The sequence below is a fragment of the Lentzea cavernae genome (genome assembly GCF_014653695.1).
GTDB classification, from domain to species: domain Bacteria; phylum Actinomycetota; class Actinomycetes; order Mycobacteriales; family Pseudonocardiaceae; genus Lentzea; species Lentzea cavernae.
On the sequence record NZ_BNAR01000003.1, the window covers coordinates 204,530 to 226,136 of the forward strand.

The 21,607-nt window shown below is 68.2% G+C and carries 21 protein-coding genes, 1 tRNA gene and 1 pseudogene; 15 read left to right on the top strand and 8 right to left on the bottom strand.

All coding sequences use genetic code 11. The features are described 5' to 3' along the window. Positions 1-23: 23 nt before the first annotated feature. Positions 24-815, top strand: a complete 792-nt coding sequence (locus tag IE307_RS11020) for a DUF1206 domain-containing protein (protein WP_229904615.1) — start codon at positions 24-26, stop codon at positions 813-815. Here the strand turns inward: IE307_RS11020 and IE307_RS11025 are convergent. Next, positions 805-1,254 (bottom strand): hypothetical protein, encoded by a 450-nt coding sequence (locus IE307_RS11025; protein ID WP_191297807.1) that lies wholly within the window; start codon positions 1,252-1,254, stop codon positions 805-807. The two genes, IE307_RS11020 and IE307_RS11025, sit on opposite strands and share 11 nt — an antisense overlap. Positions 1,255-1,426: 172 nt before the next feature. Between IE307_RS11025 and IE307_RS11030 the strand changes: the two are divergent. Continuing rightward, a pseudogene (locus tag IE307_RS11030) lies at positions 1,427-2,452 on the top strand (Cmx/CmrA family chloramphenicol efflux MFS transporter); the annotation flags it as partial. Between the two features lie 72 nt (positions 2,453-2,524). Here IE307_RS11030 and IE307_RS11035 read toward each other — a convergent pair. Next, entirely contained in the window at positions 2,525-4,360 is a 1,836-nt protein-coding gene (locus tag IE307_RS11035; RefSeq protein ID WP_191297809.1) for an acyl-CoA dehydrogenase, read from the bottom strand. 151 nt (positions 4,361-4,511) lie between these two features. After that, positions 4,512-5,546 carry an FAD-dependent oxidoreductase gene (locus tag IE307_RS11040; RefSeq protein ID WP_191297810.1) on the bottom strand — a complete coding sequence of 345 codons (1,035 nt, stop codon included), beginning with the start codon at positions 5,544-5,546 and terminating at the stop codon, positions 4,512-4,514. A gap of 81 nt (positions 5,547-5,627) precedes the next feature. Between IE307_RS11040 and IE307_RS11045 the strand changes: the two genes are divergently transcribed. After that, positions 5,628-6,203, top strand: a complete 576-nt coding sequence (locus tag IE307_RS11045) for a TetR/AcrR family transcriptional regulator (RefSeq protein WP_229904616.1) — start codon at positions 5,628-5,630, stop codon at positions 6,201-6,203. Here IE307_RS11045 and IE307_RS11050 read toward each other — a convergent pair. Beyond that, positions 6,165-6,803, bottom strand: a complete 639-nt coding sequence (locus IE307_RS11050) for a response regulator transcription factor (RefSeq protein ID WP_191297812.1) — start codon at positions 6,801-6,803, stop codon at positions 6,165-6,167. The two genes, IE307_RS11045 and IE307_RS11050, sit on opposite strands and share 39 nt — an antisense overlap. A 266-nt stretch (positions 6,804-7,069) precedes the next feature. Between IE307_RS11050 and IE307_RS11055 the strand changes: the two genes are divergently transcribed. Then, positions 7,070-8,578, top strand: a complete 1,509-nt coding sequence (locus tag IE307_RS11055) for a sodium:solute symporter family protein (protein ID WP_191297813.1) — start codon at positions 7,070-7,072, stop codon at positions 8,576-8,578. On the opposite strand, the gene IE307_RS11060 is transcribed toward IE307_RS11055, so the two are convergent. Further along, complete coding sequence (locus IE307_RS11060) at positions 8,538-8,900, bottom strand: hypothetical protein (RefSeq protein ID WP_191297814.1); 363 nt, start codon at positions 8,898-8,900, stop codon at positions 8,538-8,540. The two genes, IE307_RS11055 and IE307_RS11060, sit on opposite strands and share 41 nt — an antisense overlap. Before the next feature lie 117 nt (positions 8,901-9,017). Here IE307_RS11060 and IE307_RS11065 point away from each other — a divergent pair, with 117 nt between their 5' ends. Continuing rightward, entirely contained in the window at positions 9,018-9,434 is a 417-nt protein-coding gene (locus IE307_RS11065; protein WP_191297815.1) for a hypothetical protein, read from the top strand. A gap of 275 nt (positions 9,435-9,709) precedes the next feature. Here the strand turns inward: IE307_RS11065 and IE307_RS11070 are convergent. After that, positions 9,710-9,783: transfer RNA gene (locus IE307_RS11070), tRNA-Gly, on the bottom strand. 94 nt (positions 9,784-9,877) lie between these two features. Between IE307_RS11070 and dcd the strand changes: the two genes are divergently transcribed. Then, on the top strand, positions 9,878-10,459 hold the full coding sequence (gene dcd, locus IE307_RS11075) for a dCTP deaminase (RefSeq protein ID WP_191297816.1): 582 nt from the start codon (positions 9,878-9,880) through the stop codon (positions 10,457-10,459). Here the strand turns inward: dcd and IE307_RS11080 are convergent. Further along, positions 10,456-11,436 (bottom strand): cation diffusion facilitator family transporter, encoded by a 981-nt coding sequence (locus IE307_RS11080; protein ID WP_191297817.1) that lies wholly within the window; start codon positions 11,434-11,436, stop codon positions 10,456-10,458. The genes dcd and IE307_RS11080 overlap by 4 nt on opposite strands. 232 nt (positions 11,437-11,668) lie before the next feature. Here IE307_RS11080 and IE307_RS11085 point away from each other — a divergent pair, with 232 nt between their 5' ends. The 3 genes from IE307_RS11085 to IE307_RS11095 all read left to right on the top strand — a co-directional run bounded on the left by IE307_RS11085 (position 11,669) and on the right by IE307_RS11095 (position 14,066). After that, positions 11,669-12,220 (top strand): MarR family winged helix-turn-helix transcriptional regulator, encoded by a 552-nt coding sequence (locus tag IE307_RS11085; RefSeq protein ID WP_191297818.1) that lies wholly within the window; start codon positions 11,669-11,671, stop codon positions 12,218-12,220. A 158-nt stretch (positions 12,221-12,378) separates the two neighbouring features. After that, complete coding sequence (locus IE307_RS11090; RefSeq protein ID WP_191297819.1) at positions 12,379-13,653, top strand: hypothetical protein; 1,275 nt, start codon at positions 12,379-12,381, stop codon at positions 13,651-13,653. Positions 13,654-13,685: 32 nt separating this feature from the next. Then, positions 13,686-14,066, top strand: coding sequence for a phage holin family protein (locus IE307_RS11095; protein WP_191297820.1), 381 nt, complete (start codon positions 13,686-13,688; stop codon positions 14,064-14,066). Between the two features lie 58 nt (positions 14,067-14,124). Here the strand turns inward: IE307_RS11095 and IE307_RS11100 are convergent, their stop codons facing one another. Next, positions 14,125-16,386: a (Fe-S)-binding protein gene (locus tag IE307_RS11100; protein WP_191297821.1), complete on the bottom strand. Its 2,262-nt coding sequence runs from the start codon at positions 16,384-16,386 to the stop codon at positions 14,125-14,127. 145 nt (positions 16,387-16,531) lie between these two features. On the opposite strand from IE307_RS11100, the gene IE307_RS11105 reads away from it, so the two are divergent. From IE307_RS11105 to grpE, 6 genes are all read left to right on the top strand, one after another. Beyond that, the gene (locus IE307_RS11105; protein WP_191297822.1) at positions 16,532-16,855 is read left to right on the top strand and encodes a DMT family transporter; all 324 of its coding nucleotides are present in this window, start codon (positions 16,532-16,534) and stop codon (positions 16,853-16,855) included. Between the two features lie 8 nt (positions 16,856-16,863). Beyond that, positions 16,864-17,439 carry a TetR/AcrR family transcriptional regulator gene (locus IE307_RS11110; RefSeq protein ID WP_191297823.1) on the top strand — a complete coding sequence of 192 codons (576 nt, stop codon included), beginning with the start codon at positions 16,864-16,866 and terminating at the stop codon, positions 17,437-17,439. Positions 17,440-17,443: 4 nt separating this feature from the next. Beyond that, positions 17,444-17,998 (top strand): hypothetical protein, encoded by a 555-nt coding sequence (locus tag IE307_RS11115; RefSeq protein ID WP_191297824.1) that lies wholly within the window; start codon positions 17,444-17,446, stop codon positions 17,996-17,998. An 82-nt stretch (positions 17,999-18,080) separates the two neighbouring features. Next, a complete protein-coding gene (locus IE307_RS11120; RefSeq protein ID WP_191297825.1) occupies positions 18,081-18,923 on the top strand; it encodes a DUF4097 family beta strand repeat-containing protein in 843 nt (280 codons plus the stop codon). A gap of 181 nt (positions 18,924-19,104) precedes the next feature. Beyond that, positions 19,105-20,979, top strand: coding sequence for a molecular chaperone DnaK (gene dnaK / locus IE307_RS11125; RefSeq protein ID WP_191297826.1), 1,875 nt, complete (start codon positions 19,105-19,107; stop codon positions 20,977-20,979). Beyond that, on the top strand, positions 20,976-21,605 hold the full coding sequence (gene grpE / locus IE307_RS11130; protein ID WP_191297827.1) for a nucleotide exchange factor GrpE: 630 nt from the start codon (positions 20,976-20,978) through the stop codon (positions 21,603-21,605). The genes dnaK and grpE overlap by 4 nt, the downstream gene beginning before the upstream one ends. Positions 21,606-21,607 lie beyond the last annotated feature (2 nt).

A 21,607-nucleotide genomic window follows, 5' to 3' on the forward strand; every position in this document is an offset into this window, starting at 1 on the left:
CACGCGCGGGTATTCACCCGTTCGTGGCCACTGTTGCGCATGAGGCGAGAAGACACCCCGTCGTCCAGACGCTGGGGCGCGCGGGGATGGTGTTGTACGGGGTCGTGCACGTCCTGGTGGCGTGGCTCGCGATCCAGGTCGCGTTCGGTGACTCCGAACAGGCCGACTCGAAGGGCGCGGTGAGCGACATCGCTCAGGGCGGCCCGTGGTTGCTCTGGGTGCTCGGCATCGGGCTCGTGTTCTTCGCGTTGTGGCAGCTCCTGCTCGCCTTCGTGGGGTACACCTACATCGGCAAGAAGCGGAAGCGGATCTCCAAGCGCATCGGGTCCGCCGCCCGCGCCATCACGGCGACCGGTATCGCCCTGGCGGCCTTCAAGTACGCGACGGGCTCCGGCAGCGGCGGTGACCAGAACCAGCAGCAGCAGGAGCTCACGGCGCAGGTGCTCTCCTGGCCCGGCGGCCAGTTCATCGTCGGTGCGATCGCCATCGGAATACTGGCCATCGCGGGCGTCATCATCTACAAGGGCATCAAGAAGTCCTTCGAGAAGGACCTCGACATGGGCAAGGCCCCGAAGTGGATCGAGCCCGTCGGCAGGATCGGCTGGATCGGCAAGGGTTCCGCGTACGGCGTGATCGGGGTCCTGGTCGGACTCGCCGCCATCAACGCCGACCCGCAGCAGTCCGGCGGCATGGACAAGGCGCTCAAGACGTTGGCAGCACAGCCTTACGGCATGTTCCTGCTGTCCGCAGTGGCGATCGGCATCGCCGCGTTCGGCGTGTACTGCTTCGCAGCGGCACGCGCTCTCAAGGAGTAGTGCCGCCGGCGGCCGCGAGCCTGTGCTGATGCCGGGCCGCGGCCGCCTGCGCCTCCACCGCCATCAACGACAGGACCTGGCCCGGCGCCACGTAGAAGACGTTGGGGCTGCTGGTGTCCGGCCCCCAGCCGGGGCTTCCGCGCAGCAGCAGGAGATCGCCGGGACCGGGGCTCATCCCCTCGAACCACGAGTCCTGCTCGACCCCGGTCCGCTCCCACGCGATCGCCGCCTTGGTGCCGCGCTTCGCCCGTTGGTACACCTGCGCGACCCTGGCCAGTTCGGCCTCCGGCGACGCCTCGCGCAGCTCGTCCATGTGCTGCCGGTACCCGAACCACAGCTCGTCCTGACGAGCCTTCCGGTTCTTCAGCCGTCGCAGGACGATCGTCGCGAGAGCCGCAGAACCGGCGATCGCGCACGCCATCAGCAGGTACAGGAACACCGGCCAATCTTTGATTCCGAACGAGCGGCTGTCAACTGACAACGAAATCAAGCTGCGTCACGTGACCTGGTCGCGCTAGCGTGCCGGTCATGTCGAGTCCTGAGGCATCCAGGGTCGGGTCTGCGGTCTAGCCGTCAGCCCCGAAAACCCCTCATGCCTCCGGAGCTCCTCCGTGCCTTTTTCGCTGTACCTGCTCGCTCTGGCCGTGTTCGCCATGGGCACCTCCGAGTTCATGCTCGCCGGGCTGCTGCCGTCCATCGCGGCCGAGTTCGGCGTACCGGTGGGCACCGCCGGTCTGCTCACCTCCGCGTTCGCCGCGGGCATGGCCGTCGGCGCGCCGCTGATGGCGGTGCTCGCCCGCTCCTGGTCTCCGCGCCGGAGCCTGTTCGCGTTCGTCGTCGTCTTCCTCGCCGCCCACGTCGTCGGTGCTGCTGCTCCGGATTTCGACGTGCTGCTGGCTTCCAGGGTTGTTGCCGCCCTCGCCAACGCCGGATTTCTCGCCGTGGCACTGACAACGGCCGCTGCGCTCGTACCTCCGCAACGGCCTGGACGGGCGCTCGCCGTGCTGTTGTCCGGCACCACGGTGGCGACCGTGGCCGGTGTGCCGGGAGGGTCGTTGCTCGGCACCGCGTTCGGTTGGCGCGCAACGTTCCTCGCGGTCGCCGTTCTTTGCGTGCCGGCGGCGATCGGTGTCCTCAAGGGGATTCCGGCTCAGCGGGAGCGTGTCGACCCACCCGCGTTGCGCCCGGAGCTCGCCGAACTCACGAAGCCCCGGCTGGTTCTGGTCATCGCGCTCGCCGTGCTCGTGAACGCGGTGACGTTCGGCCACTTCACGTTCCTCGCGCCGGTGGTGACGGGGACCGGTCTGAGCGAGTGGTGGGTGCCGGTCGCGCTGGTGCTGTTCGGCGCCGGGGCGTTCGCCGGTGTCACCGTCGGCGGGAGGCTGGCCGACTCGTCACCGCGCCCGGTGGTGGTGTTCGGCGGACCGCTGGTCGTCGCGGGCTGGATGAGCCTCGACGTGCTGGGCACCGAGCTGATCACGTTGCTGGCACTGGTGTTCGTGCTCGGCGCTCTGTCGTTCGCGGTCGGGAGCACGGTGATCGCGCGCGTCCTGCACCACGCGGCGGGCGCGCCCACGATGGCCGGTTCCTATGCGACCGCGGCGTTCAACGTCGGCGCCGCGATCGGTCCGATGGTGTTCTGACGCAACGAAAAACGGGCCCGTGCACCTCGGGCAGGAGGTGCACGGACCCGTCGTTCCTGAGGCGTTCTAGAAAACGCTCTCGTCGATGTCCATCAGCGCGTTGTCCGTGGACTCCGCGATCTTGCGGCGTGCGGTGAGCTCCGGCAGCACGGTCTTCGCGAAGAACGACGCCACCGCGATCTTGCCCTCGTAGAACGCCTTGTCCTTGGCCGACGGCGTGCCGCCGAGCTTCGCCAGGGCGACCTCGGCCTGGCGAAGCAGCAGCCAGCCGACGAGCACGTCACCCGCGGTCATCAGCAGGCGGACCGAGTTCTGGCCGACCTTGTAGAGGTTGCGCACGTCCTCCTGCGAGGTGGTCAGGAAGCCGACCAGCGCGCCGAGCATGCCCTGCAGGTCTTCCAGACCCTGCTTGAGCAGCGCCCGCTCCTCCTTGAGGCGACCGTTGCCGCCCTCGTTGTCGAGGAAGGACTGGATCTCGCCGTTGATGAACGCGAGCGCCTGGCCCTTGTCGCGGATGATCTTCCGGAAGAAGAAGTCCAGCGACTGGATGGCCGTGGTGCCCTCGTACAGCGAGTCGATCTTCGCGTCGCGGATGTACTGCTCGATCGGGTACTCCTGCAGGAAGCCCGAACCGCCCAGCGTCTGCAGCGACTGCGCCAGCTGCTCGTACGCGCGCTCCGAGCCGACGCCCTTGACGATCGGCAGCAGCAGGTCGTTGACCTTGGCCGCCAGCTTCGCGTCCTCGCCGCCGAGCATCACCTTGTCCTGCTGCGTCGCGGTGTACAGGTACACGGCGCGCAGGCCCTCGGCGTACGCCTTCTGCAGCATCAGGCTGCGGCGGACGTCCGGGTGGTTGGTGATGGTGACGCGGGGCGCGGTCTTGTCCGTCATGCGCGTCAGGTCGGCGCTCTGCACGCGCTCCTTGGCGTAGGACAGCGCGTTGAGGTAACCGGTCGACAGCGTCGCGATGGCCTTGGTGCCGACCATCATGCGGGCGTACTCGATGACGTCGAACATCTGCGCGATGCCGTCGTGCACCTCGCCGAGCAGCCAGCCCTTGGCGGGCACGCCGTGCTGGCCGAACGTCAGCTCGCACGTGGTGGACGCCTTGAGGCCCATCTTGTGCTCGACGTTGGTGACGAAGGCGCCGTTGCGCTCGCCCAGGTCGCCGGACTCCGGGTCGAAGTGGAACTTCGGCACCAGGAACAGCGACAGGCCCTTGGTGCCGGGCCGCGCCTCGATGCCTTCGCCCTCGGGACGCGCGAGCACCATGTGCATGATGTTCTCGGTCAGGTCCTGGTCGGCGGACGTGATGAAGCGCTTCACGCCCTCGATGTGCCAGGAACCGTCCTCCTGCTTGAAGGCCTTGGTGCGGCCGGCGCCGACGTCGGAACCGGCGTCCGGCTCGGTCAGCACCATCGTGGCGCCCCAGCCGCGCTCGATCATGAGGTTGGCCCAGTGCTTGTCGCGGTCGGTGCCGTTGTTGTAGACGACCGTCGCGAAGCTCGGACCCGCCAGGTACATGTAGACGGCCGGGTTCGCGCCGAGCAGCAGCTCGGAAGCGGCCCACGTGACCGACGGCGGCGTGCCGAAGCCACCCAGCTCGTTCGGCAGGAACAGGCGGTACCACTCGCCGTCCCACACCGCCTGGTACGACTTCTTCAACGACTCCGGCAGCGTGGCCGAGTGCGTCGCCGGGTCGAACACCGGCGGGTTGCGGTCGGCGTCGACGAAGGAGTCGCCGAGGACACCCTCCGCGAGGTTCTTGACCTCGGCCAGCACGCTGCGCGCGGTGTCCTCGTCGGACTGCTCGAACGGCCCCGTGCCGAGGTGGTCCTGCACGTTGAAGACCTCGAACAGGTTGAACTCGAGGTCCCGGACGTTGCTCTTGTAGTGGCCCATCTCGTCAGCTCACTCCTCAGGGTCGCGGCGCCTCCGCCTACTGACCGGTAACAACAGAGTATTACTCGACAGTAACCCCGGCAAGGCCGACCACCCACTGGTGGCGAACCAGACAGTCCTCCGAGTGACCTGAATCGGGCATGAGGGCCGGTCAGACGCGCGCCGGGCGCTCGCCGACCATCTCCAGGAGTGCGGGATTCGTCTGCTCCGCGCAGCTGACCGACCGCGGCAACATGACCGATTCGTAGGCCCGCACCCCGTCTCGGACACCGTGCTCGGCGATCGCGAGCGCCAGATCGGCGGCGTCCTGCATGGCGAGGTTCGCCCCGACGCCCAGAGGCGGCTGCAGGTGGGCCGCGTCGCCGAGCAGCGTCACGCCGGGCGTGTGCTCCCACGTGTGGGGGACGGGCAACGAGTACAGCGGCCGGTGGACCAGTTCGCCGGCGAGGAACGCCTGCAGCGACGGGTGCCAGTCCGCGTAGAGGTCCAGCAGTTCGGCGTTGGAAGGCCTCCAATCCTCACGCGCGCGCAAGCACGCGTACGCGCGGACGTGGTCGCCGCTGTTGCGCTGCGCCCAGAGCATCAGGCCCTCGGCGTCCGCGACCATCGTGCCCCCGCCGGTGAGCCCGAGCAGCGCCTTCTCGTCGTCGTGGCGGGTCTCGACGAACATCACCCCGGTGTAGAGCGGAGTGGCGGGCGAGACGGCGGCGCGGACCCGCGACCAGGCCCCGTCCGCGCCGATGACCAGGTCGAACGCGGAGGTGGAGCCGTCGGGGAAGGTGACCTCGCCCGGCTTGGCCGACTCGACGCCGAGGCCCCACGCGACGGTGCCGGGGGCCAGTGAGCCGAGGAGGAGCCCGCGCAGCTGACCGCGGTCGATCTCCGGTCTGAAGTCGCCCTCGGCGGGCTGGTGCTCGACCAGTTCGGCGGTGGCGTGGTCGAGCTTGCGCTGCTCCTGACCCTCGAACCGGGCGAGCGCGCGCCACTGCTCGAACAGCCCGGCGGCGCGGACCGCCTCCTGGCCGCTGTCGGCGTGCAGATCGATGGTGCCGCCCTGCTGACGGGCCTCCGGCGAGCTCTCGCGCTCGAAGACGGTGACGTCGTCGAAGCCGTGCAGTTGCAGGACGCGAGCGCAGGTCAGGCCGCCGATGCCGGCTCCCGCGATGGCGATGCGTGGTGAGGTCATGCCTCCATGAAAGCGCATCGACTACAAAAGTGCAACCACTCAACTTTTGAACTCGCTCCACTCGTGCGGTACGATCAGGAGGTGACCGAGCCCGGCCGTCGTGAGCGCAAGAAGCTGCAGACCCGTCAGTCGATCTCCGACGCGGCGACGCGGCTGTTCCTGGAGCGCGGTTTCGACGACGTGGGCGTGAAGGAGATCGCCGACACGGCGGACGTGTCGGTGACGACGTTGTTCAAGCACTTCCCGAGCAAGGAGGCACTGCTCTTCGACGAGGACGGGGAGCAGGAGGCGGCGCTGGTCGCGGTCGTGCGCAACCGCGACGGCAGGTCGATCCCGATGGCGCTGCGCGACCACTTCGTGCGGGCGGCACGCGGGCACGCGGCGGACCCGCGGTTCGAGGTGTTCCAGCGGCTGGTCCTGGAGACGCCGGCGCTGCGCGAATACGGGCACCGGATGTGGACGCGCCACCAGGGCGCTCTGGCGCGCGCCATCGCCGAGGAGACCGGCGCGCCGGCCGACGACGTGAGGTGCGCGGCGCTGGCCCGGTTCGCGCTGGACGCCAGGGACGTGATCTTCGACCACGCCGACCGCGAGAAGGCGGCCGACGAGGTGTTCGGGTTACTCGAACGCGGCTGGGCGGCCGATCAGCAGTCCTGACCGGTAGGCGAGCGACACCGCGTGCGTCCGATCGCGCGCGCTGAGCTTGCGCAGGATTCCCTTCACGTGGGTGCGCACGGTCTCCACGGACAGGACCAGTTCGTCGGCGACCTGCCGGTTCTCCAGGCCCTCCGCGATCAGCGTGAGCACCTCGTACTCGCGCTTGGTCAGCGTGGGCCGGTCGGCCGACCTCAGGTCGGGGTGCACGAAGCCGCGTGAACGGCAGGTTTCGGCTATCACCCGCACGATCTGCTCCGGCTGGGCGCTGCGCGGCACGACACCGCGGACACCCGCGTCGAGCGCGGCCGTGACGTAGTGGGCGTGCGAGTGCCCGTCGCGGGCCAGCCCGACGACGAGCAGGGCGGGGTCGCGCTCGACCAGCAGGCGGGCCAGGTGGCCGACCGGGTCGAGCACGGAGTCGATGAGCAGCACGTCCGGGCGCAGTCGTTCGTGCAGGCGAACGGCAGCGTTCAGGTCGCCGGTCGAACCGAGCCAGCGCAGGCCGGGAGTCCTTCTGACCAGGGCGGACAGGCCTTCGCGGTAGAGCGGCACGGGATCGATCAGAGCGACGCCGGGAGCAGGCCGGCTTGGCGGGAGCATCAGCACCTCCGTTCGTGCTTCCGAAGAGGTGACGCCGTTCCCCCGTCCGCGTGACGCGGAACAGGTGAGGGCCTGACAATGCGCCAAGACTGTTCATGTGTATGAACAAGGGTCACGAATGTGATTCAAGACCGGCGAAACTCTTCCGCCACGGGGCAACAGTCTCGTAAGACCTACGTCACATATCCCGTGCGGATGTGCCAGGTTCCGCCGCCATGAGGCCTGGTGCTCTCGCGGGCACACGTGTGTGCACGCAAGGAGGTTTCATGGGCACCCTCGATTGGGTCGTGGTTGTCGGCTATTTCTTCGTGATGGTCGGGATCGGACTCTGGTCGCGCGGGCGGGTCCACAACATCGCCGACTTCTTCACGGCAGGCGGCAAGATGCCGTGGTGGTTGTCCGGCATCTCGCACCACATGTCGGGCTACAGCGCGGTCATGTTCGTCGCGTTCGCCTCGGAGGCCTACCGGCTCGGACTCACCGTCTACGTGTGGTGGTCGCTGACGATCGGCATCGGCGTCGGCATCGGTGCGTTCCTGTTCGCGCCGCGGTGGAACCGGTTGCGCGCGAAGCACGACGTCAAGTCACCGCTCGAGTACCTGGCCAAGCGCTACAACGTGCCCACGCAGCAGGTCATGGCCTATGCCGGCGCGCTGCTCAAGGTCGTTGACATCGCCGCGAAGTGGGCGGCCGTCTCGATCCTGCTCCGCGGCTTCGCGGGCGTCCCGATCACCTGGGGCATCATCATCATCGGCCTGGTCACGATGGTGTACTCCGTGCTCGGCGGCCTGTGGGCCGACGCGCTCACCGACTTCGGCCAGTTCATCATCCAGGCCGCCGCGGGCTTCGCGATGCTGTTCGCCGTCGCGAGCACCCTCGGCTGGGACTTCCCCATCACGATCTGGGACAAGCTCCCGGAGAGCCACAGCGACCCGCTGGCGGGCCCGTACACGTCGACGTTCCTCATGGCGCTGTTCCTGATCAAGACGCTGGAGTACAACGGCGGCATGTGGAACCTGGCGCAGCGCTACATGGCCGCGCCGTCCGGCTTCGCGGCCAAGCGCTCCGCACTGCTCTCGTCCGCGCTGTGGCTGGTGTGGCCGCTCGTCCTGTTCTTCCCGATGTGGGCGGCGCCGCTGATCGTGCCGGGCCTCGAGGGCGCCCAGGCGGAAAACGCTTACATCGAGATGGGCAAGCAGATGCTGCCCGCGGGCATGATCGGCCTGGTTCTGGCGGGCTTCTTCTCGCACACCATGGCCATGGTGTCGTCCGACGCGAACGTCATCGCCGCCGTCATCAACCGCGACATGCTGCCCCACCTGTGGAAGAAGGTGAAGACCTTCTCCGCGGACAACCAGCTGAAGCTGGCCCGCATCACGACGTTCTCCTTCATCGGCATAAGCATGATCATCGCCATCGCCTCGGGAGGCCAGGGCTTCGTGCTCAAGGTGGTCGTCGACCTGGTCGCCGCCACGATGGGCCCGATCGCGATCCCGCTGATGCTCGGCCTGCTCCCGTGGTTCCGCAAGATCGGCTCCACGGCGGCGATCGCCTCGGTCGTCGGCGGCCTCGGCATGTGGGCGTTCCTCTACATCGAGCAGCTGAACAAGGCCGCCTGGGTCACCAAGGGCGTGCTCGTCTCGTGGCCCCTGCTGCTCTCGCTGGTGCTCTACCTGGCGATCGGCTTCCTGAAGAAGGAGCCCTCCACCGAGCGCGACGTCCTGCTGGACTCGCTCAACTCCGACGAGCCGGAACCGGAGAAGGTGAAGGCGTAAGCCTTTCGTTCCGCATGATCCTCGCGGCGGCGCACCCGAACAGGGTCGCCGCCGCGAGCCACACGTAGGGCATCGGCGTGCCGGTGTAGGTCTGGGCCGTGCCCGCCAGCACCACCGTCGCACCCGCGACCAGACCGGTCGTGTGCACCACCGGGAACTCGCTCTTCAACACCGTCACCACCGCGACGGGCACGAGCAGGAACCCGTAGGCCAGCACCCGCGTCAGCAGGTTCGCGTGATCGGCGATCTCGTACCGGAGAGCCGGCAGGGCGAGCACCGCCAGCACCACGCCCACCGCGAGCCCGATCAGAAGGCTCTTCACGCTTTGTCCTTGCCAGGAACGCGTCATGCGCTCAAGGACGCGTGTGTGGCGCATCGGTTGCCGTGGCGTGCGTCATCGTCACGAGACTCTTTCGCATCACCCATGCACAGTGGATGCATGGGTAAGTGGTCTCCCGCAGACGACGCGGAACTCGCCACCGGCTGGCGACTCTGGCTGGAGCTCAGCGACCGCGTGTGGCCGGACCCCTCCTGGGACGGCACACCGGCCGACGCCATCCGCCAGGTGCGCGCGCTGCTGTCCGTGTGCGAGGAGATCCGCCTCTCCTACCTCGACGAGACCTCACGCCCCTCCGTCGCCCTGCTGCAACTCCTGCAGTCCATGTCCTTCGTCGCCTCGTTCGCCGTCGACCTCTGGCACGACGACACACACCCGTTGGACGTGGAACGCGCCGAACTCCTACACGGCGACCTGGCCTCGTTCGCCGACCACGTGGCCGGCGTGCGCGCGGCACTCGCCCGCGGCGGCGGCTGGGCGGAGCTGGACCGCCGCCCGTGGGGCCTACCGGTCGACTGACCCCCAGCGATGGTCGTTGGCATGACTGACTACGCGATGTCAGACAACCAACTAAAGCGCGATTTTTTTTGAGGCAAGTTCACTGGAAACGTCAAGGCAGTCGTCGACGAGTGGGACGAGCCGGCCAAATGTGAACAGCCCAGCAAGTCGCAACTCCACAACGAGGAGGGGCATGCTTGCCGGCATTCCACGAGTGTCGTCGACCGCGCAAGCCGGCTCAAGAACCGTTCGGGTAGCGGAACGAAAAAGGCCCTCCGCGTGGAGGGCCTTCGTCGTGGAGCGGGTGACGGGAATCGAACCCGCCTCTACAGCTTGGGAAGCTGTCGTTCTACCAATGAACTACACCCGCAGGATCAAGCTCGTCGCCGATCATACACAGACCGGCAACGTGACGTCTCACGGTGCTGGGTGGCCAACGACGCCGACTCCGTTAGCCTGTCCGGGTGCTGCTGAGTGACCAGGATCTGCGCAAAGAGGTCGAGTCCGGCCGTCTCGCCCTCGACCCCTTCGACGTGGAGATGCTCCAGCCGTCGAGCATCGACGTCCGGCTGGACCGGTTCTTCCGGGTCTTCAACAACACGAAGTACACCCACATCGATCCCGCGCAGCAGCAGGACGACCTGACGAGCCTCATCGAGACGCCGGCGGACGAGCAGTTCGTGCTGCACCCCGGTGAGTTCGTGCTCGGGTCGACCTTCGAGATGGTGACGTTGCCGGACGACCTGGCCGGGCGGCTGGAGGGCAAGTCCAGTCTTGGGCGGCTCGGGCTGCTCACGCACTCCACGGCGGGGTTCATCGACCCCGGCTTCTCCGGGCACATCACGCTGGAGTTGTCGAACGTCGCGAACCTGCCCATCACGTTGCACCCCGGCATGAAGATCGGGCAGTTGTGCCTGTTCAAGCTGTCGAGCCCGGCGGAGCACCCCTACGGTTCGTCGCAGGCCGGCAGCCGGTACCAGGGGCAGCGCGGGCCGACGCCCAGCCGCGCGTACCTGAACTTCCACCGCACGGACACGCGCCGCTAGCTCAGGTCGCCGTAGCGCTCCAGCACCCGGCGGCGCAGTTCCGGGTCTGTGCGGGGGACGGGTTCGAGGAAGATCTCGTCCAGGTCGGTGAACTCCGCGTGCAGTTCCGCGGAGATGCGCACGCAGGCGTCTTCCAGTTGGTGTGCGGTGAGGGCGTCGTCGAAGTCGAGGCGGGCGCACAGCAGCACGCGGTCGGTGCCGATGAGCATCGTCAGCACGTCCACCACGGCGTCGACCTCGGGCAGTTCGCCGAGGCGGCGCCAGATGGCCTTCACCATCACGGGGTCCGCCTGCCGGCCGATCAACAGACCGCGGTTGGTGCGGGCCAGGACGTACGCGACCGACGCCAGCAGCAGGCCGATCGCCAGTGACGCGAGGCCGTCCCACACCGACGAGCCGGTCAGCTGGTGCAGGCCGAGGCCCGCGAACGCCAGGAGCAGGCCGATCAGGGCGGCCGAGTCCTCCAGGAACACGGTCTTGACGGTCGGGTCGTCGGAGACGCGCAGGAAGTCCCAGAACCCGCGGCCGTGCTTGGCGGACTCGGAGCGGACCTGGCGGAACGCCTGCGTCCACGAGATCGACTCGAGGACGAACGCCAGGCCCAGCACGATGTAGCCGACCAGCGGGCGGGTCTGCTCCTCCGGGTGGCCGAAGACGGTGCGGAAGCCTTCGTAGAACGCGAACATCGCGCCCGAGGCGAAGATCGAGACCGCGGCCAGCAGCGACCAGAAGTAGCGCTCCTTGCCGTAGCCGAACGGGTGGCGGCGGTCGGCGGGGCGGTCCGAGCGGCGCAGGGCGGTGAGCAGGAGCGCCTCGGTGAACGTGTCGGCGACCGAGTGCGCGGCCTCCGAGAGGATTGCCGCCGAACCGGTCAAAACGCCCGCAACGGCTTTCATGATGGCAATCGCCAGGTTCACCAGCAGGGCCAGCACGACGGTGAGAGTGCTTTCGCCGGAGGCCTGCGGCTTTTCGCTCATGGCTGATCAGCGTAGGCGTCCGGGCGCACCCACACCCGTTGTGAAAGGGGTGCGTCGGCGTTACTGCATTCGAGTGACATTCGGCGGTCAGAGCAACATCCACGAGGGCTGGGGTGTCTTAAGGCTGGGATCTGCACCGGGGGGACGCTGATCACCAGGGGGTAAGACGGAATGGCCCGCGTCCGGGAGAGACGCGGGCCGTTCTGCATGAGGGCGCAACTACCATCGTGAGATGGGCGAGCGTGGTGCGGACGACACCGACACCGAGGTCGAGTCGTGGAGGGCCGTGGTCCCGGCGATCGATCCGGTGGTCGAGGGCGTGGTCGACCGGGTGCACCAGATCAGCAAGTACCTCGACTTCCTCGCCACGGAGATCGCCGCGCCGCACGGGCTCAACCGCGCCGACTACGAGATCCTCGCCCGGCTCTTCTGGATCGGGCCGCCGCACCGGCTCACGCCCAAGCAGCTCGCGAACGGCACGCTGAGCCCGGCCACGACGATCACGAGCCGCCTCGACCGGCTCGAGAAGGCGGGGCTCGTGGTCCGCGAACTCGACCCGAGCGACCGCCGGTCGTTGCCCGCGACGCTGACCGACGCCGGTCGCGAGATCTTCCTGCGGATCGTCGCGGGCCAGGCGGAACGGGAGCGCGACCTCTTCACCGCGCTGCCCGGCGCCGACCTGGAGACCCTGCGCGACCTGTTGCGCCAGGTCATGGAGGTGCTGTCGGGCGAACTGGGGCCCGCGCACCGTCGCACCCGGCTCGCGCTCGACAGCAAGGAGTAATTGCTACGAACTCGTACTATCCGATATCGTGCTATCTGGCGCGAGAGGGAGGGGTGCGAGATGGGTGGTTATCCGCTGTCCGAGTGACCGGGATCACGCAACGCTGACCCCCGGCGATTCGATGTCCTAATTGGAGCAATCGAACGCTGGGGGAATCAGTGAAGAAGTTCTGCGCCGTCGCGATGACGGCTGCCCTCGTCCTGCCCGTCGTGGCCACGTCCGCCGCGGCACAGGACGAGACGATCACCGTCGAGGGCCTGTTCTTCCTCGACCGCAACGGCGACAACGTCTTCAACGAGGGCGAGAACGTCCGCGCCAACGGCAAGGGCGTCGCCGTCCGCGTCCAGGGCAGCACCGAGCTGGTCGGCACGTTCCCGACCGGTCCGGACGGCAGGTACAAGGCCGTCCTGCCGAAGGGGCCGAAGTACACGATCACCAACATCGACATGACCGACTACACGACCACGAAGGTGGGTCACGGCGCGTCGGAGTCCACGTCGGGCGTCGACTTCCCGTTGCGCGGCGAGTTCCTCAGCGGCTTCTCCTTCGTCGACACCAACGGTGACGGCGTGAAGCAGGCCGACGAGAAGGTCCACAGCGGCAAGGTGAAGGTGACCGGCCAGGTCCAGACCGGCGCTCAGTTCAGCGGCGAGGCGCAGGCGGGCCCGGACGGCGCCTACCGGCTCGACCTCCCGCTGGGCGCCCTGACGCTGACCGCGCCGAACCTCGCGAAGGACGGGCTCGCGCTCGCGAAGCCGAGGCAGGACCAGGACGTCGACTGGGTCACCGGCACGCGCGCCCTCGGTGCGGCCGCAGGACAGCGCGACATCCGGGTGGACGTGCGCTACGTCGAGGCCAAGGCCGACATCGCGCTCGAGTCCGCGATCTCGCCGGTCAAGGACAGCTACACCCTCGGCGAGCAGGTCGACGTGAAGCTGACGGTCTCCAACAAGGGCAACGTGCCGGTCGCACCGACGCTCGTCCTGGGGTCCTTCGCCGCGAAGCTGGTGTCGCACAGCGACAACGTGACCGTGCAGCCGGGCACCGAGGACGTCTTCACCGTCAAGGAGAAGATCCTCCCGGGGCAGCAGCTGGATGTCGTGCTCAAGATCGAGCTGGACGACCTGGAGTACCGGGAGGTGCACGCGATGGCGCGCTTCGGCTTCGACGGTCTCCCGGACACGAACCGCAAGAACAACGTCGCGGTCCTGCCGATCAAGGTCGTGGCGAAGGGCACCACCGTGCCGACGACGTCGACCACGTCGGCCACCGCCGCTCCGACGACCACGACCACGCCGGCCGTGGCCAAGGCGGGAAACCAGTCCGGCCTCGCCTCGACGGGTGCGTCCGTGTTCGGGTTCCTGGGCCTCGGTTCGCTGCTGCTCGCGGCCGGTGCCGCGGCGTTCTTCATGGCGCGCCGCCGCCGGTCCTGACCACATAGGACCCGCCACGGCTAGGCTGCGGCATGGGCATCTTGGTGCATGTGCTGCTGACTGCCGTGGCGGTCTGGGTGTCGACCGCCCTCCCCGGCATCGACCTGGGCGAGGGCTCGACCGGCTCGAGGATCCTCACGCTGATCGGCGTCGCGGTGATCTTCGGCCTGGTCAACGCGATCGTGAAGCCGGTCGTGAAGTTCTTCGGCTGCCTGTTCTACCTGCTCACGCTCGGCCTGATCGGGCTCCTGGTGAACGCGCTGCTGTTCATGCTCACCGGCTGGCTGGCCGAGCAGTTCGACCTGCCGTTCCGCGTCGACGGCTTCTGGCCCGCGTTCTGGGGTGCGATCATCGTCGCCCTGACCGGCTGGGTGTTGAACGTGGTCTACGACAAGATCACCGACAACGACTGACGAAGCAACGAAAAGGCCCTCGGTCCACAACGGACCGAGGGCCTTTCGCTTGCTGTGACTAGGCCTTCGCCTTGTCCTCGTCCGGCAACGGCGTGCCGGTCGGGACCTCGTCGGTCGGCGTGTCCGCCTTCTCGGCGCCGCGCTTCACGGACTCCAGCAGCATCTGCGCCACGTCCACGACCTCGACGTGCGCACCGGCCTGGCCGTCGGACTGACGCGCGGTCACGCCGTCGGTCAGCATCACGCGGCAGAACGGGCAGCCGGTCGCGATCTTCGACGGCGCGGTGGACAGCGCCTCGTCCACGCGGTCGACGTTGATGCGCTTGCCGATCCGCTCCTCCATCCACATGCGGGCGCCACCGGCACCACAGCACATGGAGCGCTCTTCGTGGCGCGGCATCTCGCGCAGCTTCGCGCCCGACGCCCCGATGAGTTCACGCGGTGCTTCGTAGATCTTGTTGTGACGGCCCAGGTAGCACGGGTCGTGGTACGTGACGTCCTCGGTGACCGGCGCGACCGGCACCAGGCGGCGTTCGCGCACCAGCTTGTTGAGCAGCTGCGTGTGGTGCACGACCTCGTACGTGCCACCGACCTGCGGGTACTCGTTCGCGAGCGTGTTGAAGCAGTGCGCACACGTCACGACGATCTTGCGCTGACCGGCGGGCCGGTCCTCGAACACCGAGTTGAGCACCTCGACGTTCTGCTGCGCGAGCATCTGGAACAGGAACTCGTTGCCGGCGCGGCGGGCCGGGTCACCGGTGCAGGTCTCCTCCGGGCCGAGCACCGTGTACTTCACGTCCGCGGTGTGCAGCAGCTCGGCGACGGCGCGCGTGGTCTTCTTCGCGCGGTCCTCGAACGCGCCGGCGCAGCCGACCCAGAACAGGTACTCCGCGTCGCCCAGGTCGCCGTCGAACACCGGCACCTCGAACTCGAGGCCCTCGGTCCACGCCAGGCGGTCCTTGGAGTTCTGGCCCCACGGGTTGCCCTTGTTCTCCAGGTTCTTGAACATGCCGCCGAGCTCGGTCGGGAAGTTCGACTCGATCAGCACCTGGTAGCGGCGCATGTCGACGATGTGGTCGACGTGCTCGATGTCCACCGGGCACTGCTCGACGCACGCGCCGCAGGTCGTGCAGGACCACAGCACCTCGGGGTCGATGACGCCCAGCTCGTCGGGACCGCCGACCAGCGGGCGCTCCGACTCGGCCATCGCCAGCACGTCGATCGACTCGAGGCGCTTCTTGTAGTCCTCGTACTTGTCCTCGGTCAGGCCGACCTCGTCGCCCGCCATGTCGCGCGAGCCGCCGGCCAGCAGGTACGGCGCCTTGGCGTAGGCGTGGTCGCGCAGCTGCGTGATGACGAGCTTGGGGGACAACGGCTTGGCGGTGTTCCAGGCGGGGCACTGCGACTGGCAGCGGCCGCACTCGGTGCAGGTGGAGAAGTCGAGCCAGCCCTTCCAGCTGAAGTCCTCGACCTTGCCGACGCCGAACACGTCCTTGTCCGGGTCGGCCTCCTCCAGGTCCAGCACCTTGCCGCCGGACATCATCGGCTTCAGCGCGCCCAGGGCGACGCCACCGTCGTCCTCGCGCTTGAAGTAGATGTTGAAGAACGCCGAGAACCGGTGCCAGGCGACACCCATCGTGAGGTTGCGGCCGACCACGACCAGCCAGATCATGCCGCTCAGCAGCTTGACCAGCGCCATCACCGACACCCAGATGGGCGTGGACGGCAGGATCTGCGCGAGCGGCTGGGTCACGAACGACGTCCACAGCGGCGCGGACTCGAGGCCGCTCGACTGCTTGAACGCCTTGACCATCAGGATGCCGACGCCCTCGATGACGACGACGGCCTCGACGAAGTACGCGGACTTGAAGTCCGACCCCTGGAACCGGGAGACCCGGTCGGCGCGGCGCGGGTGGTTGCGCTGGCGGATGACCGCCAGGGCCACACCACCGACGACGGTGCCGAGGCCCAGCAGCTCGACCAGCAGCAGCCAGACCGACCACGTGCCGATGATCGGCCAGTGGAAGTGCGGGTCGAACACCTCGCCGTACGCCTCGAACAGCACCGCGGAGCCGATGAGGAAGCCCCACATCACCATCCAGTGCCACGGGGCGACCGAGCGGAACTTCGCCATTCTGGTGTGCGCGACGAACTCGACGATCATCGTCTTCATGCGCGGCACGAACGGCCCGAAGCGGGTGCCGTCCGGCTGGCCGAGCCGGATGATCTTGATTTGCTTCATCACGCCGGCGACGAACACGCCCCAGGCGACGACGCTCACCGCCACGGCGACGAGTCCGAGAACCAGCTGGAGGGTCATGGCGGGAGTCTAGGCCACGTTACTGATCAGTAACCACTTGGACGTGGCCGGTGTCTCTCCACGTACCGGTCAAGTAGCCAGAAGTTGATCAAAAACTTATGGAACACTTGTTCAAGTAGTGGGCTCGAACCTCCGGAGGGTCGCCGTGTTGTACCTCTACCTCGCCGCGGCGATCGTGGCCGAGATCGCCGCCACCGTGTCGTTGAAGCTGTCCGAGGGCTTCAGCCGGCTGTGGCCGTCCGTGATCGTCGTCGTCGGATACGCCATCGCCTTCACCGCACTTTCGCGCGCGTTGAAGTTGGGTATGCCCGTGGGCGTCGCCTACGCCGTATGGTCTGCCATCGGTGTCGCTGCCGTCGCGATCATCGGCTGGAAGTTCCTCGGCGAAACCCTCAACCCCACGATGGTCGTCGGACTGGTCCTGATCATCGGAGGCGTGGTGACGCTCGAACTCGGGAGGACGCACTGACCGCGGTAGTGGAGCACCAGAAGGTCGACGGCCGCAAAGCGCGCGGCGAGAAGAAGCGGCGCGCCATCGTCGAGGCCACCCTGCGCGTGATCGAACGCGACGGCGTCGCCGGTGTGACGCACCGCAGCGTCGCCCGTGAGGCCGACGTGCCGACAACGGCACCCACCTACTACTTCGCGACGCTCGACGACCTGTTGATCGCCACGCTGCTGTGGTCGGCCGAAGAGCTGTGCAACGACATGCTGAAGGTCGTCGCGAGCGGCTCCGCGCGGGAGATCGCGCGGTGCCTGGCGGAGGCGGTCGACGAGAACCGCGGCCGCACGCTCGCCGAGTACGAGCTGTACCTGCTGGCGGGCCGCCGTCCCGAGCTGAAGCCCGCCGCGCGCCGGTGGCTCGACCTGGCCGTGGAGCTGGCGGACCCGGCGGACCCCGTCGGCTTCAGGGCGTTCCTCGCGGCCGTCGACGGGCTGCTGCTCCAGGGACTGATCGCCGACGTTGCTCCGAACGAGGCGGAACTGGAGCCAATCGTGTCCTTCTTGATCCGCGGCCGCGACGATTTCACGGCCGTCCCGCGGGAAGAATGAGGCCATGAAGTTCGCGCGAGAGGTGTCCGGCATCAGCCACGGGGTGAGCCTGGGGCTGCTCGCCGCGCTCTACGTGCGCGACTCGCTGGCGTTGTCGGTCGACGTCGAGCCGCACGTGCCGGGCCTGGACCCGTCCCTGCCGGTGCAGGTGCCGCTGGGCACCGACCGCGCCGCGGTGACCGCCGAGTGGCCGGGCTGGTGGGCCGACGCGCTCGACGCGTGCTCGCGCGGAGCCGACCCCGCGACGCCCGAGGACGCCGAGGCCCTGCTGACCCGGCCGGCCAGCCGAGCCGCCGTGCTCGCGCTGAAGCCGGGCATCGAGCAGCTGCACCGGGTGCAGAGCCCCGCCGCGCTGCCGATCGGCGACGTGCTGGGCGGCATCGAGTCGCGCATCGGCCGGTGGGCGCAGAGCGTGGAGCTGCACATCGCCGAGGTGCCGGTCGACGGCCTGCTGTGGGAACGCATCGCGCCCGCGCACGTGCTGGCGTCCACGCGCTTCCTGAACGACCCGCGGCGCACGGCCCCGGCGTTGCGCGCGGTGCTCGAAGACCTCGCCTGAGGGCCGGGTAGGGACAGCCCCACCCCGCCTTCGGGGGCTTGCAGCCGTGTAGCCGGGCCGCGCCACCTCTAGCTTTGTCCTCATGATGAGGACGGCGCTGGTGGCGTTGGTGGTGGGGGCGGTGGTCACGGTGTCGACCGGCTGTGGCATCCGCATCATGAAGTACGAGTTCTCCGACGACCACGTCGTCGCGGAGAAGTACACGTCTGTGCGGGTGCGCAGCGACGACGACTCGGGGGACGTGACGATCCGGTACCAGGAGGGGCTGGCCGAGACGAAGATCCACCGCATCGTCGAGCACGCGAAGGACAACAAGCCGTCGGGGGTCGCGCACCGCGTCGAAGGGGACACGCTGGTGCTGGACGGTTGCGGCCGGAACTGCGAGATCGACTACGTGGTCCTGGTGCCGAGTGCGGCCATCTCCGTCGTGGGGGACGTCGGGTCGGGCGACGCGATCTTCGAGGGACTGGCGTCGATCGACTTCAAGACCGGCTCCGGCAAGGTCATCACCCGGGACATCGCGGGGGACGTCAAGGTGAAGGCGGGCTCCGGTGACCTCGAGGCGCGCAGGGTGGGCGGCACCCTGACGTCGGACCTCGGCTCCGGCGACATCGAACTGGACGCGGTGAAGGGCAAGGTGCTCGCCCACACGGCGTCGGGCAACATCAACGGCACGGCGCTGGGCAGCGAGGTCATCGCGGACGCGGGCTCCGGCCGGATCGACCTGAGGCTGACGGACGCGAAGCCGGTGCGGGCCAACAGCGGTTCCGGTGACGTCACCGTCCGCATGCCGGGAGGTCCGTACAAGGTCACCGGCATGTCGGGCAGCGGCGACCGCAGGATCCACGTCGCGACCGACCCGAACGCGCAGAACGAGCTCAACCTCTCCACCGGTTCCGGTGACGTCGAGGTGTTCGCCATCTGAAGCAGGGGGATGTGTCGAGGGCCACTCCACAAGGGGTGGCCCTCGTCGCGTTGTGAGGGAACAAGCAGACTTTCCCGGCCGTTAGGAGAGTCAGAAAGCTTGAGTCGGGTAGGCTCAAGGTTGAGCGGGATGGCAAACTTGAGCCAGCAACGCTCAACAAGTACTAGCGAAGGGATCTCCAATGGCGCGTGCAGTCGGCATCGACCTTGGGACGACCAACTCGGTCGTCGCTGTCCTCGAAGGCGGTGAGCCGACGGTCATCGCCAACTCGGAGGGCTCGAGGACCACCCCGTCCATCGTCGCGTTCGCCAAGAACGGCGAGGTCCTCGTGGGTCAGCCCGCGAAGAACCAGGCCGTCACCAACGTCGACCGCACCATCCGGTCGGTCAAGCGCCACGTCGGCACCACCTGGCAGACCGACGAGGTCGACGGCAAGAAGTACACCTCGCAGGAGATCAGCGCGCGCGTGCTGATGAAGCTCAAGCGCGACGCCGAGGCGTACCTGGGCGAAGAGATCACCGACGCGGTCATCACCGTTCCGGCCTACTTCGAGGACGCGCAGCGCCAGGCCACCAAGGAGGCCGGCCAGATCGCGGGCCTCAACGTGCTCCGCATCGTCAACGAGCCGACCTCCGCCGCTCTGGCGTACGGCCTCGACAAGGGCGAGAAGGAGCAGACCATCCTGGTCTTCGACCTCGGTGGCGGCACGTTCGACGTCTCGCTGCTCGAGCTCGGCGACGGCGTGGTCGAGGTCCGTGCGACCTCCGGTGACAACCACCTCGGTGGCGACGACTGGGACCAGCGCGTCGTCGACTGGCTGGTCGAGCGCTTCAAGCAGGCCAACGGCATCGACCTGACCAAGGACAAGATGGCGCTGCAGCGGATCCGCGAGGCCGCTGAGAAGGCGAAGATCGAGCTGTCCAGCTCGTCGCAGGCGTCGATCAACCTGCCGTACATCACGGTCGACGGTGACAAGAACCCGCTGTTCCTCGACGAGACGCTGTCGCGCGCCGAGTTCCAGCGCATCACCAACGACCTGCTCGAGCGCACCCGCGCGCCGTTCAACAACGTGATCAAGGACGCCGGCGTCTCCGTCGGCGACATCGACCACGTCGTGCTCGTCGGTGGCTCGACCCGCATGCCCGCCGTCGCGGAGCTCGTCAAGGAGCTGACCGGCGGCCGTGAGCCCAACAAGGGCGTGAACCCGGACGAGGTCGTCGCCGTCGGCGCCGCCCTGCAGGCCGGTGTCCTCAAGGGCGAGGTCAAGGACGTCCTGCTGCTCGACGTCACCCCGCTGTCCCTCGGCATCGAGACCAAGGGCGGCATCATGACCAAGCTGATCGAGCGCAACACCACGATCCCGACGAAGCGCTCCGAGACCTTCACGACCGCGGACGACAACCAGCCGTCCGTGCAGATCCAGGTCTTCCAGGGCGAGCGCGAGATCGCGGCGCACAACAAGAAGCTCGGCATGTTCGAGCTGACCGGCCTGCCGCCCGCCCCCCGTGGCGTGCCGCAGATCGAGGTCACCTTCGACATCGACGCGAACGGCATCGTCCACGTGTCGGCGAAGGACCTGGGCACCGGCAAGGAGCAGTCGATGACGATCACCGGTGGCTCCGCGCTGCCGAAGGACGACATCGACCGCATGGTGAAGGACGCCGAGGCCCACGCGGAGGAGGACAAGCGCCGCCGCGAGGAGGCCGAGGTCCGCAACCAGGCCGAGACGCTCGTCTACCAGACGGAGAAGGTCGTCAAGGAGAACGACGACAAGCTCCCGGCCGAGATCAAGGACAAGGTCAACGCCGCGATCGCCGAGGCGACCGAGGCTCTCAAGGGCACCGACATCGCCGCCATCAAGGCCGCGGTCGAGAAGCTCGCGACCGAGTCCCAGGCCATCGGCCAGGCGATCTACGCCAACGCTCCGGGTGCCGCCGGCGCCGAGGCCCCTGGTGCTGACGCGCCGGGTGCCGCCGGTGCGGGTGCCGGTGCCGGTGCGAAGAAGGACGACGACGTCGTCGACGCCGAGATCGTGGACGAGGACGAGAAGAAGTGACCGAACCGAGGCATGCCGCCCCTGACGAGGAGCAGCCTCAGGTCGTCGTGAACGACCGGCGCCGGATCGACCCCGAAACGGGCGACGTCCGGCCGCCGGCCCACGCGGCACCCGAGGAAGGCGCTCCGGTCTCCGAAGAGCCCCTGGTCGCCGAGGTCGTGGACGAGGTGGCCGCCGAGCTGAAGACCCAGCTCGACGAGCGCACCGCCGACCTGCAGCGGCTCACCGCCGAGTACGCGAACTACCGCAAGCGGGTGGAACGCGACCGGGAAGCGGTGATCACCAACGCGAAGGCGTCCGTCGCCTCCGAGCTGCTCTCGGTGCTGGACGACATCGAGCGGGCCGCCGCCCACGGCGACCTGACCGGTGCGTTCAAGGCCGTGGCGGACAAGCTCGTGTCCTCGTTGCAGAAGAGCGGCCTCGAGCCGTTCGCGCACGAGGGCGAGGCGTTCGACCCGTCGGTGCACGAGGCCGTGCAGCACAGCACGTCCCCGGACGTCGAAGGCCCGACCGTCACCGCCGTTCTGCGCCGTGGTTACACGTTCGGCGAGAAGCTCGTCCGGCCCGCGCTCGTCGCGGTGACCGACCACGAGCCCGCCGCCGCAACGCCGTCCGAGGAAGCCTGAGT

Bases quoted from the DNA above. Each gene is read 5' to 3' on its own strand.
- IE307_RS11095 (WP_191297820.1), top strand. From the start codon at position 13,686: ATGGGCATCTTGGTGCATGTGCTGCTGACTGCCGTGGCGGTCTGGGTG.
- IE307_RS11055 (WP_191297813.1), top strand. From the start codon at position 7,070: ATGGGCACCCTCGATTGGGTCGTGGTTGTCGGCTATTTCTTCGTGATG.
- IE307_RS11120 (WP_191297825.1), top strand. From the start codon at position 18,081: ATGATGAGGACGGCGCTGGTGGCGTTGGTGGTGGGGGCGGTGGTCACG.
- dnaK (WP_191297826.1), top strand. From the start codon at position 19,105: ATGGCGCGTGCAGTCGGCATCGACCTTGGGACGACCAACTCGGTCGTC.
- IE307_RS11100 (WP_191297821.1), bottom strand. From the start codon at position 16,386: ATGACCCTCCAGCTGGTTCTCGGACTCGTCGCCGTGGCGGTGAGCGTC.
- IE307_RS11085 (WP_191297818.1), top strand. From the start codon at position 11,669: ATGGGCGAGCGTGGTGCGGACGACACCGACACCGAGGTCGAGTCGTGG.
- IE307_RS11080 (WP_191297817.1), bottom strand. From the start codon at position 11,436: ATGAGCGAAAAGCCGCAGGCCTCCGGCGAAAGCACTCTCACCGTCGTG.
- IE307_RS11040 (WP_191297810.1), bottom strand. From the start codon at position 5,546: ATGACCTCACCACGCATCGCCATCGCGGGAGCCGGCATCGGCGGCCTG.
- IE307_RS11035 (WP_191297809.1), bottom strand. From the start codon at position 4,360: ATGGGCCACTACAAGAGCAACGTCCGGGACCTCGAGTTCAACCTGTTC.
- IE307_RS11065 (WP_191297815.1), top strand. From the start codon at position 9,018: ATGGGTAAGTGGTCTCCCGCAGACGACGCGGAACTCGCCACCGGCTGG.
- IE307_RS11050 (WP_191297812.1), bottom strand. From the start codon at position 6,803: ATGCTCCCGCCAAGCCGGCCTGCTCCCGGCGTCGCTCTGATCGATCCC.
- IE307_RS11115 (WP_191297824.1), top strand. From the start codon at position 17,444: ATGAAGTTCGCGCGAGAGGTGTCCGGCATCAGCCACGGGGTGAGCCTG.